Origin of the sequence: Pseudomonas sp. I8001 (assembly GCF_013385345.1) — a bacterium.
Lineage (GTDB): Bacteria > Pseudomonadota > Gammaproteobacteria > Pseudomonadales > Pseudomonadaceae > Aquipseudomonas.
In genome coordinates, this window is record NZ_JACAQC010000003.1 from 40,477 (window position 1) to 53,802 (window position 13,326).

11 protein-coding genes are annotated in these 13,326 nt (G+C 61.3%); 4 read left to right on the forward strand and 7 right to left on the reverse strand.

Features of this window, described 5'->3' with window-relative positions; genetic code table 11:
• Positions 1-8: 8 nt before the first annotated feature.
• From HX839_RS01360 to HX839_RS01375, 4 genes are read right to left on the reverse strand one after another with little or no spacing between them, the layout of a single operon-like run.
• Positions 9-761 carry a fimbria/pilus periplasmic chaperone gene (locus HX839_RS01360; RefSeq protein WP_003216420.1) on the reverse strand — a complete coding sequence of 251 codons (753 nt, stop codon included), beginning with the start codon at positions 759-761 and terminating at the stop codon, positions 9-11.
• Positions 758-3,370, reverse strand: coding sequence for an outer membrane usher protein (locus tag HX839_RS01365; RefSeq protein ID WP_177066634.1), 2,613 nt, complete (start codon positions 3,368-3,370; stop codon positions 758-760). The genes HX839_RS01360 and HX839_RS01365 overlap by 4 nt, the downstream gene beginning before the upstream one ends.
• 16 nt (positions 3,371-3,386) lie before the next feature.
• The gene (locus HX839_RS01370; RefSeq protein WP_023659209.1) at positions 3,387-3,947 is read right to left on the reverse strand and encodes a fimbrial protein; all 561 of its coding nucleotides are present in this window, start codon (positions 3,945-3,947) and stop codon (positions 3,387-3,389) included.
• Between the two features lie 51 nt (positions 3,948-3,998).
• Positions 3,999-4,520 (reverse strand): fimbrial protein, encoded by a 522-nt coding sequence (locus tag HX839_RS01375; RefSeq protein WP_177066635.1) that lies wholly within the window; start codon positions 4,518-4,520, stop codon positions 3,999-4,001.
• Between the two features lie 540 nt (positions 4,521-5,060).
• Here HX839_RS01375 and HX839_RS01380 point away from each other — a divergent pair.
• Both HX839_RS01380 and HX839_RS01385 read left to right on the forward strand, forming a co-directional pair.
• A complete protein-coding gene (locus HX839_RS01380) occupies positions 5,061-5,609 on the forward strand; it encodes a PadR family transcriptional regulator (RefSeq protein WP_003216412.1) in 549 nt (182 codons plus the stop codon).
• Positions 5,606-6,355: a siderophore-interacting protein gene (locus HX839_RS01385; RefSeq protein ID WP_177066636.1), complete on the forward strand. Its 750-nt coding sequence runs from the start codon at positions 5,606-5,608 to the stop codon at positions 6,353-6,355. Before HX839_RS01380 ends, HX839_RS01385 begins: the two co-directional genes overlap by 4 nt.
• Before the next feature lie 71 nt (positions 6,356-6,426).
• On the opposite strand, the gene HX839_RS01390 is transcribed toward HX839_RS01385, so the two are convergent.
• Both HX839_RS01390 and HX839_RS01395 read right to left on the reverse strand, forming a co-directional pair.
• Positions 6,427-7,068 carry a Pr6Pr family membrane protein gene (locus HX839_RS01390; protein ID WP_177066637.1) on the reverse strand — a complete coding sequence of 214 codons (642 nt, stop codon included), beginning with the start codon at positions 7,066-7,068 and terminating at the stop codon, positions 6,427-6,429.
• A gap of 1 nt (position 7,069) precedes the next feature.
• Positions 7,070-7,306, reverse strand: a complete 237-nt coding sequence (locus HX839_RS01395; RefSeq protein WP_003216406.1) for a VF530 family DNA-binding protein — start codon at positions 7,304-7,306, stop codon at positions 7,070-7,072.
• Positions 7,307-7,684: 378 nt separating this feature from the next.
• On the opposite strand from HX839_RS01395, the gene HX839_RS01400 reads away from it, so the two are divergent.
• Positions 7,685-9,703 carry a TonB-dependent receptor gene (locus tag HX839_RS01400; protein WP_003216404.1) on the forward strand — a complete coding sequence of 673 codons (2,019 nt, stop codon included), beginning with the start codon at positions 7,685-7,687 and terminating at the stop codon, positions 9,701-9,703.
• Between the two features lie 142 nt (positions 9,704-9,845).
• On the opposite strand, the gene HX839_RS01405 is transcribed toward HX839_RS01400, so the two are convergent.
• A complete protein-coding gene (locus HX839_RS01405; RefSeq protein ID WP_177066638.1) occupies positions 9,846-11,870 on the reverse strand; it encodes a c-type cytochrome in 2,025 nt (674 codons plus the stop codon).
• 223 nt (positions 11,871-12,093) lie between these two features.
• On the opposite strand from HX839_RS01405, the gene HX839_RS01410 reads away from it, so the two are divergent.
• Entirely contained in the window at positions 12,094-13,296 is a 1,203-nt protein-coding gene (locus tag HX839_RS01410; protein ID WP_177066639.1) for a pyridoxal phosphate-dependent aminotransferase, read from the forward strand.
• Positions 13,297-13,326 lie beyond the last annotated feature (30 nt).

The window sequence follows — 13,326 nt, forward strand, 5'->3', positions numbered from 1 at the left end:
AGCAGGCACTACTGATTGGCCACAGACAGTTGCGTGTTCACCTTGCATGTCTCGCCACTGCAGGTGAACGCCAGCAGCGGACGGCCACCGTAATCATTCACGTAGGACAAATAGGGGGTGGTGCCAAGCTCCTTGGCAGTCGGCCCCAGGGCCTGCGTGCCTTTGGGCGGGACCATCACCGGCTCGAAGCCCGGTATGGTCTTGCCGTCCTTGCTGCTGCGCGCATCCACCAGGGTCACGTAGTAAGGCGTGGGGTTATTCACCTGGTAGTGATCGCCTTGCCGGGTAAGGGTCAGCTTTTCCTGCCATGGGTTGGACAGGTCCTGCTGGGTGGGGGTAATTGCCTGCGGCCGGTAAAACAATTTGATCCGGGTTTGCAGGGCGATTTGCAGGGTGTTGGGCTTGTCGCTGCGCGGCGGAATTTCCCGCAGGTTGAAGTAGTAGACCGTCTCCCGATCCTGGGGCAGCGATTTGGCGGCCGGCAACGCCTGGACTTTTACCTGGCTTTGCTTGCCGGGCTCCAGGCGTTGGACCGGTGGCAGCACGATCAACGGCGAGGTGATCTTGTTGCCCTCTTCATCCTCGATCCAGCCCTGGGCCAGGTACGGCAACTGGGGGTTGTTGTTGGTGATGTTGACGCTGGTTGCGTCTTTGCCACCGTCGAAAATCACGCGGGTACGGTCCAGGCCGACAGCGGCGTTGGCGCTCTGGCTCAAGACCGCCAGCAGCAGTGCATAGGTAAAACGTGTGCTGTGTTTCATGAGGATGGGTTCTCCATAGTGTTTCGCTGGCCGGTCAGGGTGGCTGGCTCGGGTGAGGCTTGATCGACGGCTACCCTCTGGCAGCGCAGTTGCAGGGCATCGGTGAACGCATCCGTTGGCAACTCGACAGGCAGCGTCAGGACGCAACGCTCGGTGCCGCCCCAGCTGACGATCATCTGCTCGCCGGCCTGAATGCCGCTCAGGTAGACATCCCCGCCGTCATTCACCACCCCGGTGTCCTGCTGCTTGCGGTTTTTCACCGTGGCGCCGAAGGGCGGTGCGCTGCCATCCGGCAGGCGAAGAACCGCCATGGCCTTCTGGCCGGAAATCACTTCCAGGGATCGGTAGCCAATGGCCCCCTCGGTGAGGGTCAGTTGCGTCACGGATTGAGTGGCCTCGACATCGCTGGGCAATTTCTCCAGGTCAACACTGGCCGCCGTACGCTGGTAGCTGGTGATGTCGGAGATGACCGCCTTGCCGAACGCGTTGCTGCGGGTCGGCGTGCCGTAGCCCCGCACGGGCACATCGGGCACACCGGCGGTATCGACCAGCAGCCGGGTTCCGCCGGTACTGGTGGTTCGATGCAGCGCCCCGCCGTAAGGCGTGAGCGTGCCGCCGCCACGCACGGATGCGCTGAGGGTGCGGTTATTGCCTTGTTGCGTCGTGGCGCTGAGGTCGATGTCGGCCTGGTCACCAATATGGCTCAGGTAGCCGCTGGCCGAGGTGTCGCTGGCACTGACCTGGTAGCTGTTACGTTCATCCAGGCGATCGGCGTAGCGTGTGGTAAAGCTGTTTTTGCCGCCGGCCCTGTTGGCATCCATCGACAGGGTGCCGGTGGGTCCCAATGGCAGGCTGACCGTCAGCGCTGCTCCGTTGTCCTTATATTGGTATTCATGGGTGCGATATAAATTCAGCGACAGGCTCATGTTCCTGACAGAGCCCACGTTGAAGTAACGAGACGCCGACAGGTTCCAGCGCTGGGTGTCCGGCCGGTTCCAATAGGTTTGTTTGTTGTAGCTGGCATACACCGTGGTGTTCAGATCGCGGAACTGTTTGTTCACCGTGACCGTATACAGCGCCTTGTTACCGCCAATGGGTTTCCAGTGTTCAATGAAGTTACCGTCTTCATCGAACACGCCGCGCCCACCCAGTTCACCGTTCAACCCGTAGTGCCGAGCATCCAGGTATTGGCTCATGCTCAAGTAGTTCTTCTCGGAGAACCGGTAACCGGCGAAGGTGACCTGGCTGTCGTACTCTTCAAAGTTCTTGGAATATTGAAGGCGGTAGGATTTGCCCGAAAGTGTCTGGCCCCACAGGCTGGCGCGAGACTGGGTGACGTCCAGGGAAACGGCCCCGAACGCCAGCAAATCCCGCCCCGCGCCCACCGACAGCGCACGGTAGTTGTTATCCGTTATCGCACCGCCCAGCAGCGACCAACCATTGCTGATCCCCCAGGAGAACTCGCCGGTACCGAAAAAGTCACCGCGGGATTCGTACTGCAGGTTGGACGGTCGCCCGGCAGACAGCTTGTAACGAACCTGCCCGGGACGCGTCAGGTAGGGAACGCCTGCCGTATCGAGCTGGAATTTCTGTACCGAACCGTCCTGCTCCTCGACCCGCACATCCAGCGTGCCGGACACGGCGTCGTTAAGGTCCTGGATCCGAAAAGGGCCTGCCGCCACCAGCGTTTCATAGAGCACACGCCCCTGCTGGCTGATGACAACCTTTGCATTGGTCTTGGCCACCCCGACCACTTCCGGTGCATAGCCCCGCAGGTTGGGCGGCAGCTGGCTTTCGTCTGACTTGAGCCCGGCACCGGTAAAGCGGAAGCTGTCGAACAGGTCCGAATACAGGTAGTCCTCGCCCAACACCAGGCGTGCCTTCAGCGCAGGAATGGCGCGATATGCGTAATAGCGACTCCACTCCAGTTTTTGCCGGCTGGCCTGCGCCTCGCGGTCTTTCTCGACACGCCCTTGCCAATCCGCCCGCAGGCGCCAGGCCCCGGCATTGGCCCCGAGTGTGCCGTTACCGCTGAGGTCATTGCGCGTACCGTCACCTTTGCGGTAGCTGGACTGCGCCGTCATGTTGTAGTCGACCAGCAGCCCCGGCACCCCCTCGTCCCAACGTGACGGCGGGTCCCAGTTGATGGCGCTGTATTCCAGGTAGGCCTGGGGAAGGTTGATGTCCAGGGTGGACGTGCCCAGGTCGGCACTGACTTCCATGCCGGGCAAGCCCGTGACATCCAGGCACTGCCCGCCCTTCCACCACTTCAGCTGGTCAGCACCGGACGCCTTGAGGCCCAGTTGCTCGACAAGCTCGCGCGATAAACAGGGCACACTGCCTTTGGGATCATCATCGGGGGCAAAGAACGCCACCGATTGTTCAGATATAGGTTGGGTATTGAGCTGGACCACCATCGAGTAGGTGCCAGGCAAGATAAACCCACTGCGTGCAAACTGAGACAGGTCAATATTGGAGCGATCAATCAGATCAAGAACGTCGGTATTAAACTCAATATCCCCGGCGCCCATTGCAGTTCCAGCCAGTGATATCAACCCGCCAAAGAGGCTGGGGCGCAGCGTATTCATGACTTTCGACGTATTCAACATACACGCAACTCAATCTTCAAAAGTATTCCAACTTGAACCGCACTGCCGCGCGGTGAGCCCCTGCCAACAGCGGCACTCCGTTGCCCACCAGGCGGAGCCTGTAATGAAGTGTCATGTCGCCATCAACCACCGGCAGCAGCGCCATCGGCACTCCCGGCACACTCACCTGGCCAGCGGCGTCCTCAATATGGAAAGCAACCCCCTGCGAGGCCCCAAAGGCCGCAAAGGTGCGCCCGCCCATATCGCTGGGCCCGTCGAACGTCACGCGAAGATGCTCCCAGTCCGGCAGCGTTTCGCCGGGGCGCAGCGGGTCGGGACGCGTCACGGTGCAGTTGACCAGCCGTAGCTGGAACGGCTGCATTTGCCCCGCGCCCTCTCGCAACAGGCGGCCGATGGGTTCGGGAGGCATGTCGATGGTCTGATCGGCAGTGACCGCTTCCAGCCCGCAGGCCGAGTCGATGATCTCGCCTCCCAGCGTGACGAGCCCATCGCCTTGCACACGCGTCTGCGCGGCATCACAAGGGCTGATGAACAACGTCAATGAAGAGGCAATAGCGAGACTTATGAATGTTTTCACCTTGATCTCCCGCCAGTTTTCCCCCGCCACCAGTGGTGGCGGGGGAAACACTTACTGATAAGCCAAGGTGAAGTTGGTGACCGCGCTGAAATCACCAGGAACGATGTCGCCTGTCGCCTGGCCTTGTACGTAGGCGCCGAACTGCAGGGTGTTATTACCGGCAACAATGACCTGCGGAGTGGTTGGCACGCCCAGCTCAATCGCTTTGCCGCCGTGGGTCATCATGATGCCGATGCCGCCCGCGCTGCCGACCGTGCCGATGCCGCCAGGCACAACGCTGGACGGTGCACCGGTGAAGGTAGTGGTCACGGTGTTATCGGTGAGGCCAGACAGGTCGCACCCTTCAAGCTCGATCGCCACGGGGCGGGCGGTGGACTTGCCGCCGGATTGCAACTGATGCTTTGCAATAGCGCCAAGTGCAACTGACTGATCCACAGACTCAGGCTTGATAGAGCAAGCACCCGAATGGACCGAACCGGTAAATGTAATCGTCCCGTCCGCCGCATTAGCAACAGAGATCGAACCCGCCAACAGGCCGACAGTCAACAGCGCAGCTTTTACTTTAGTCTTCATTTGCAGAGGCTCACATGTATTAAAAATCAAAACGAAATCCTGGCTTAGTTGCGCACAGGACTTAATTAACCCAGCGCCAGAACAATTTCCTGAAGCAATGGAAATCGGATGCTTTCCAATTACTTGTATTGCAATTCAGGAGTTCGTTCGAGGCCGGGCAATTATCCATTTCGATTTTGAATATGAAAGCCGGTCGATTCGCTTATTCACGTAGCCTTGTCACACCAAGACACATAGGAAAATTATGGCACTTTGCCAAAACTTTTGAATCAACCGTAAGAAACGGACTACATCAACTTAACGAGAATGATTTAGTGCAGAACAAGTCCGTAAGAATAGGATTACATATTATAAAAAACAACAGTAATTACTGGGGCACGCCAACTAACAAGTTGGCGAATATGTCGAAAGGGTCAGTGCGCTGATCGGCCCGTTTCGAGTCCCGTCTCACAAGACGCGAGATGACCGTTCGTCTGCCGGGGTTGCGGCGGCAATAAGATATATCTTACGTTGTATCTAAACCAAACGAGAGCACCCGAAATGAGAGACCATCATTCACACCGCGACCCCGGTGACAGCCGCGACGGCTTCGACAAACGTCCAGGCCGCGAGCGCGGCGGCCGTGGCCCGCGGGTCTTCGCCCCCGGCGACCTGAAACTGCTGCTGCCGGCGCTGATCGCCGAACAGCCGTGCCATGGCTACGACCTGATTCGCCGGATCGAGACCCTGTTCGACGGCGCCTACAGCCCCAGCCCCGGCGTGATCTACCCCACGCTGACCTTTCTCGAAGAAAGCGAATTGATTACCGGCGACGCCGAAGACGGAAAAAAACGCTACACAATCACCGACGCCGGTCGTCTCTTCTTAAGCGAACAGGCGGTTGCCCTCGAAGGCATTCGCATGCGCATGGATGTGAGCAAACGTTCGCTGCGGGGCCAGGACCGTCCGCCGGAAATCCACGAGGCAGTGCATAACCTGCGCCACGCCTTGCATTCGCACCACGGGCGCTGGAGCCCGGAAGAAATCGTTCGTGTCGCGGCGCTGCTCAACAGCACCGCCCAAGCCATTGCCGACGGGAAAGCTCAATGAATACCCAAGCCATCCACCGCGTGACCCACGAAATCAAACGCCGCCGCCTCGAAGTCCTGCGGGTGGTCGACATCACCCCGCGCATGCGCCGCATCACCCTGGGCGGGCCGGAACTGGCGGGCTTTATCAGCCTGGGCAGTGACGATCACATCAAGCTGCTGTTCCCACAGAACGCCGCCGAACAAGCGGCGCTGGACAGCCCCGACTTCAACCTGCGCGGCGACGGCCCGCAACCCGCCATGCGCGACTACACCCCACGCCGGTACGACCTGGACATCGGCGAGCTGGACATCGACTTCGTGCTGCATGGCGATGGCCCTGCCTCCACCTGGGCCGAGCAGGCCAAGGTCGGCCAGCAGCTGCATATCGGCGGGCCGCGTGGCTCGATGATCGTGCCGGATATCTTCGACAGCTACCTGTTGATCGGCGATGAAACCGCGATTCCGGCGATTGCCCGGCGCCTGGACGAATTGCCGGCGGGGCGCAAGGTATTGGCGGTGATAGAGATCGCCAATGCGGCGGAACAGCAGCCGCTGGCCAGCGCTGCCGAAGTGGAAGTGATCTGGGTGGTGCGCGGCCAGGATGACCTGCTCGAGACGGTGCAGAACCTGACGCTGCCGGGCGGTTCGCTGTACAGCTTTGTCGCCACCGAGAGCAAGCTCTCGCGCCAGGTGCGACGGGTGCTGCTGGACACGCACAACGTCAATGAGGCATTCCTCAAGGCGGTTGGTTACTGGCAACAGTGATCCCTGTAGGAGCGAGCTTGCTCGCGAAGAACCTGAGAGCGCCGCGTCAAACCAGACACACTGCGTTATCGTTAACGTTCTTCGCGAGCAAGCTCGCTCCTACAGATTTTATCCAGCCCCACCACCACCAAAGCAACCAGTACAAACCCCACCAGAATTCCCCCGGCATTGATGAACACCTGTGGATAACCCAGGGTGTCCACGTTAATGAACGGGTACTGATACAGCCCCCACACATACCCGCGCAACAACGCATAGGCGAAGTACACCACCGGGTAAATCACCCACAGCCCGATGTGTTTGAGGCGCAGACTGCCCTTGGGCACGCACCACCACCAATACGCGACAAACACCAACGGCATCACGTCGTGCAGCAACTCGTCCGCCACAAACTGCACCCCCGCAGGCTGCCACATGTGGCGCAACAACAGGCTGTAGGCGAGGCTGACCACGACAATGCTCACGGCAATCCCGCTGCTGACTACGGGCCCGAGGAAGAACCGGCTCGCCGCGGTTGGCCGTTGCACCCACGCATGGGTCAACACCACCGCCACCATGGTGTTGGTGAGCACGGTGAAGAAGCTGAAGAAATTCACCAGGCCCGGCAACAGGCTGGCGCCATCGACCCAGCGGAAGTAGAAAATGATGTACTGCTGCAGCGCCAGGCCGGCCCAACCGCCGAGGGCTGCGAGGCCGATAAGGTGACGTTTCACCTCAGTCCTCGACCGGTCGCTTGGTGCGCATCAACTTCACGTACAAACCTTCGACCTTCTCCCGCGCCCACGGGGTCTTGCGCAGGAACGACAGGCTCGACTTGATGCTCGGGTCACTGGAAAAACAGCGGATATTGATGCGCTCGGCCAGGCCTTCCCATTGGTAATGCGCCACCAGCGCGGTGAGGACCTGTTCCAGGGTGACGCCGTGCAGTGGGTCTTTGTTTGTCGCGGTCATGCCGGGCCTTTTGTGCAGAAAAGAAGAAAACGAAGCCGCGCACCTTAGCGGACGGGCCGTGCGGGTGGAAGCGTTGCCTTCACTATAGGCCACTGTTCGATCGTTCCCACGCCCTGCATGGGAATGCCGAATTGGACGCTCTGCGTCCCTCGGTCGACGCAAGTTTTAACCCTGCGCAATGGTGACGCAGAGCGTCACGGCATGCATTTCCACGCAGAGCGTGGGAACGATCAGCGTGGGAGTGATCGAGCGGGGTTTGGGAAAGTTCCCCTTGGCAGGGAAAAAAGTGATGTTATATTGTAACGATAACTATCAAAGGGTATCGAATCCCTTACCGTTTTCAGCCTTCTCTTTTTGCCGTTTGCCAAGGAACGACCGATGTCCCTCTCTTCTCTCTGGCGCCTCACCCCGCTGGCCGCCGCCCTGTTGATCACCTCCCAGGCCAACGCCCTGGAACTGCAACCCCAAGTCATCACCGGCAACCCGCTGGGCAGCGAAACCCTCGCCTCGCCCACCACCGTGCTGGAAGGCGATGACCTGACCCTGCAACAAAAAGGCAGCCTGGGTGAAACCCTGAACAAGCAGCCCGGTGTGTCGTCGTCGTACTTCGGCCCGGGGGCCAGCCGGCCGATCATTCGTGGCCAGGATGGTGACCGCATTCGCCTCCTGCGCAATGGTGTGGGCGCGCTGGATGCCTCGTCGCTGTCCTATGACCACGCGGTGCCGCTGGACCCGGTCAACGTCGACCGCATCGAAATCGTGCGTGGCCCGGCCGCCCTGCTCTATGGCGGCAGCGCCATCGGCGGCGTGGTCAATACCTTCGACAACCGCATCCCCACCGAAGCCATCGAAGGCATTCACGGGGCCGGTGAATTGCGCTACGGCGGCGCCGACACCACCCGCAGCAGCGCTGGCAAACTGGAAGCCGGCAACGGCACCTTCGCCTTGCACCTGGACGCCAGCGCGCGGGAATTCAACGACCTGAAAATCCCCGGCTTTGCCCGCAGCCGCCATGCACCGCCAAGCGACGACGGTGAAGGCAAGAACGGTCGCCTCGGCAACAGCGACGGACGCCAGGACGGTGGTGCAGTCGGCGGTTCCTACACTTGGGACGACGGTTACGCCGGGCTGTCCTACAGCAACTACGACAGCAACTACGGCTCCCCGGCCGAGCAGGACGTGCGCATCCGCATGAAGCAGGATCACTACGCCTTTGCGTCCGAAATCCGCAACCTGCAAGGCCCGTTCACCTCGGTCAAACTCGACGCCGGCTATACCGACTACAAGCACATGGAAATCGAAGGCGGCGAGACCGGCACCACCTTCAAGAACAAGGGCTACGAAGCCCGGGTGGAAGCGCGACACTTGCCGATCGGGCCGTTCAACGGCGTGGTGGGTGCCCAAGTCAGTCGCAATGAATTCTCGGCCCTGGGTGAAGAAGCCTTCGTGCCGCAGACCGATACCAACGCCGGCGCGCTGTTTATCCTCGAAGAAATGCAGGCCACCGAGCGCCTCAAGCTGAGCCTCGGCGGGCGCCTGGAACACACTAACGTCGACCCGGACGGCAAGGGCAACGCACGCTTCGCCAATGCCGACAAATCCGCCGATTTCACCGCCGGCAGCCTGTCGTCCGGCGCGGTGTACACCCTCACGCCGATCTGGTCCCTGGCCGCCACCCTCGGCTACACCGAACGTGCCCCGACCTTCTACGAGCTGTATGCCAACGGCGCTCACGTCGCCACCGGCACCTATGAACTGGGCGACGCCAACCTGTCGAAAGAAAAAGCCGTGTCCAGCGACCTGGCACTGCGCTTCGACAACGGCACCCACAAGGGCAGCTTCGGCGTGTTCTACAGCCACTTCTCCAATTACATCGGCCTGCTGGGCAGCGGTCGCACCTTGAATGACGAAGGCGAGGAAGACGCCGGCGGCATCCCTGAGTACAAATATTCCGGTGTGCGTGCGCGTTTCGCAGGCTTTGAAGCCCAGGATCACATCAAGCTGGGGGAAGGTGCCTACGGCAAGTTCGCGCTGGAACTGTCGGGCGACTACACCCGTGCAACCAACCTGGACACGGGTGAAGCGTTGCCCCGCATTGCGCCGTTGCGTTTGAACAGCGGCCTCTTGTGGGAACTGGATCGCTGGCAGGCGCGGATTGACGTTGAACACGCGGCGGGCCAGGGGCGGGTGCCGGATAACGAAAGCGGTACCGACGGCTACACCACGTTGGGCGCCAGCGCCGGCTACCGCTTCAATGTCGGCGGCAGCCAGTGGCTGGCGTTCGTCAACGGCGAGAACCTGACGAACCAGACCGTGCGCTACGCCAGTTCGATCCTGCGGGACATCGCCCCGGCGCCGGGTCGAAGTGTGCAGGTCGGTCTGCGTACCACCTTCTAACTGACTGCACTCGGTTAAAACTGTGGGAGCGGGCTTGCTCGCGAAAGCGGAGTGTCAGTCAATACATGGGTGACTGACTCACCGTCTTCGCGAGCAAGCCCGCTCCCACATTGACTGTGCCCACTTCGAACAGGTGGTGGGGTTAGTACCGCGCATCCACGGGCTTACCCCCCTTCGGCCAGTCCTTCACCTTGTCCGGGAAATCCGGACGAGGTTGTTGGGAGAAGTACGCTGCCACATCCACCGCCTCCTGATCCGACAACCCGCCCTGCCCCAACGGGAATTTCTCGTGGAAACCGATCGGCATGTTGCGTTTGACGAACGCCGCCGCCGTGTACAGCCGCGCCATCCCCGCCCCGATATTGAACGACTGCTCGCCCCACAACGGCGGGTACACCAACTCGCCATCCGCCCGCGTCAACCCTTGGCCATTGTCGCCATGGCACACCGCGCACTGCTTGGCGTAGACCTGCCTGCCATTCTGCATATCCGGCTTGATCGCCGGGTCGACTTTGCCCACCCCGCGCCCGGCGACTTTATCTTCGGGCCTGGTGTTGTTTTTCATCCAGTCGAAGTACGCCACCATCGCCTGCATATCCGCCGATTCCGCTGGCAACGGCTTGCCATTCATCGAGCGACGGAAGCAGCCGTTGATCCGCTCTTCCAGGCTCACCACCTTGCCCGCACGCGGCGCATAGCTCGGGAAAAATGCCGAGACGCCCACAAACGGCGAACCATCCGCCACGGTGCCGGCGTTGAGATGGCAGCTGGTGCAGTTCAGCGAGTTGCCCACGTTATTGGGCAGCAGTTCCTTGGTCTGCAGGTGCAGGCGCATGCCGCGTACCACCTGATCGGCATTCGGCGCCGCCAACAATTCGGCCAGGCGTGGGGTTTCAAACGCTGACGAATCGGTGGTGACCGGGTTGAGCTGGCCGCGCATTTTCTTCACTTGGGCAGCCGTGACAGGCGTGCCTTCGTTGCCCCAACTGCTGCGCACGAAACTGAGGATTTCAGCGATTTCCTGATCCGCCAACCGCGCAAACCCAGGCATGGTGTAGACCCGTGGATGGGCTGCGGTCTCGGCGGTTTCCCAACCGGTGAGGGTGATGTGCAGCAGTGACGTCGGGTTGTTCGAGGCAACGCTCGGGTTGCCGGCCAACGGCGGGAACAGCCCTTTCACCCCGCCGCCATCGCTGCGGTGGCAGTCACTGCAAAACTGCATATAGCCCAGGCCACCACGGCTGGTGAACAAGTCCTTGGGCGGTGCGGCGGGTTCGTGGGCCACGGCGGGCATCGGCAGGTCGTCCTTGCCCGGCGGCAGGGATTTGAGATACGTCGCGATGGCGGTCAAATCGGCATCGGTGAAGTGTTGGGTACTGTGATGAATCACATCCGCCATGTTGCCCGCGACCGTGGCAAAGCGGTTCTGCCCGGTCTTGAGCAATTGCACGGTGTCGTCCACCGTCCACAGGTTGCGCAGGCTCAAGGCGCGCCAGTGCTCGACAGTCTCCCCGGCCAGGTAATGCCGGCCACTGCGGCCCGCGTCGCTCAGGGCTTTTTCCTGGAAGGCGATGCCGCGCGGGGTGTGGCACGAGCCGCAGTGGCCCAGGCCCTGGACGAGGTAGGCGCCACGGTTAAGCACGTCATCCTTCGCCGGGTCCGGCACGAATGGTTGCTTGTCGAGAAACGCCAAATTCCACAACGCCAGGCCCCAGCGCTGGTTGAACGGGAAGCCCATCTCGGCGTCCAGGTTGGGTTTGTTCACCGCCTCCACGCCCTGCATCAGGTAGGCGAACAAGGCGCGCATGTCGCCTTCGCTCATCTTCGCGTAGGACGGGTAAGGCATCGCCGGGTACAGGTTCTGCCCGGCCGGCGTCACGCCTTCACGCATCACCCGGTCGAACTGCTCGAAGGTGTACTGGCCGATGCCGGTGTCACGGTCCGGGGTGATGTTGCTCGAATAGATCGTGCCCATCGGCGTGCCCAGTTCCAGCCCGCCGGCCATCTGCGCGCCTAGCCTGGCGGTGTGGCAGGCGATGCAGTCGCCCAGTTGGGCAACGTATTTGCCCTGTTCGATCAGCGTGGGGTCGGCTTCGTTGGCGTGCAGGGGAAGGGACAGGCACAGCACCACCCCCACAAGGCCCAGACGTGACAGGGGAAAAATCATCGCACTATTCCTTTAATAACCCGGCCTGGGGCGGTCCCCTCGGCGCAGGTTTGCAATCGTTTTTATTGGGTCATCAGGCAGATAACCGGGGCATGGCCAGCCCCAGCTTCGTTGTAGCGGATTTTTTGCGCGCGGCCCTTGATGTGGATCAGGCGGCATGTTCTACAGTGGAACTGAAATTGACTAATTGACGCGGGCATCGATGTCGGCGAGGAGAGCAAGGATGCGTTATTCACCCTTTGTGGGGCGCATTGGCGGCGAATCCGTCAGTGCCTGGGATATTCACTACGCCGCCGCCGAAGCCCAACTGCGTGGCGAAGACGTGATTGTGCTCAGTGTCGGCGACCCGGATTTCGCCACACACAGCGCGATCTGTGAAACCGCCGTGGACGCCCTGCGCGCCGGCGACACCCACTACACCCCTGTGCTCGGCCGCCCGAAACTGCGGGAATCCATCGCGGCCCGGCAGAGCCTGCTGCAAGGGATTGCGGTGCACGCCGACAATATCGCCCTGGTCGCCGGCGCGCAGAATGGCCTGTTCGCGGCCTGCTTGTGCCTGTTCAGCCACGGCGATGAAGTGCTGGTGCCAGAGCCGATGTACCTGACCTACGAGGCCTGTGTCCAAGCCTCGGGGGCACGCATTAGAACCGTCGAACAACCGGCCGCCAACGGCTTTCGCCTGACCCGTACCGCGCTACAAGCCGCGATTACCGACAAGACCCGGGGCATCGCCCTCGCTACACCGTGCAACCCCACCGGCAATGTCTACTGCCGCGAAGAGCTGGAAGCCGTCGCCGAAGTGGCACGCGCCCACGACCTGTGGGTGATTTGCGATGAAGTGTATGGGCAGCTCATCTATGACGATCAACACCTGAGCATCAGCGCGTTACCCGGCATGGCCGAGCGCACGGTGGTGCTCAACAGCCTGTCGAAGAGCCACGCCATGACCGGCTGGCGGGTTGGCTGGGTGGCAGGCCCGCCCACATTGATCAACCATCTGGAAAACTTGCTGCTGTGCATGATTTACGGCCTGCCAGGGTTTATCCAGGCGGCGGCGCTCAAGGCACTGGAACTGGATGAGGCCTTGGTCAGCGATGCCCGTGCGGTGTATCGGCGCCGGCGTGACCTGGTGGTGAACGCGTTGAGTGCGATCAGCGAGCTGGACTGCCGAGTCCCCCAGGCGGGCATGTTCATGCTGGTGGACGTACGCCGCACCGGGCTCACCGGCCGGGAATTCGCCTGGCAACTGTATCGCCAGACCGGCGTATCGGTGCTTGACGCCCAGGCGTTTGGCGCCAGCGCCGAAGGGTTTGTGCGGGTTTCGTTTACCGTTGCCGATGACACCCTCAGGGAGGCTTGCCAGCGCATTGCCGGCTTCGTCGAAGGGCTTGGGGCCAACGCCGCGCCTTTACGGGATCGCCGATAACGGGCATAAAACGCCCTTTGCCCCGTTCGA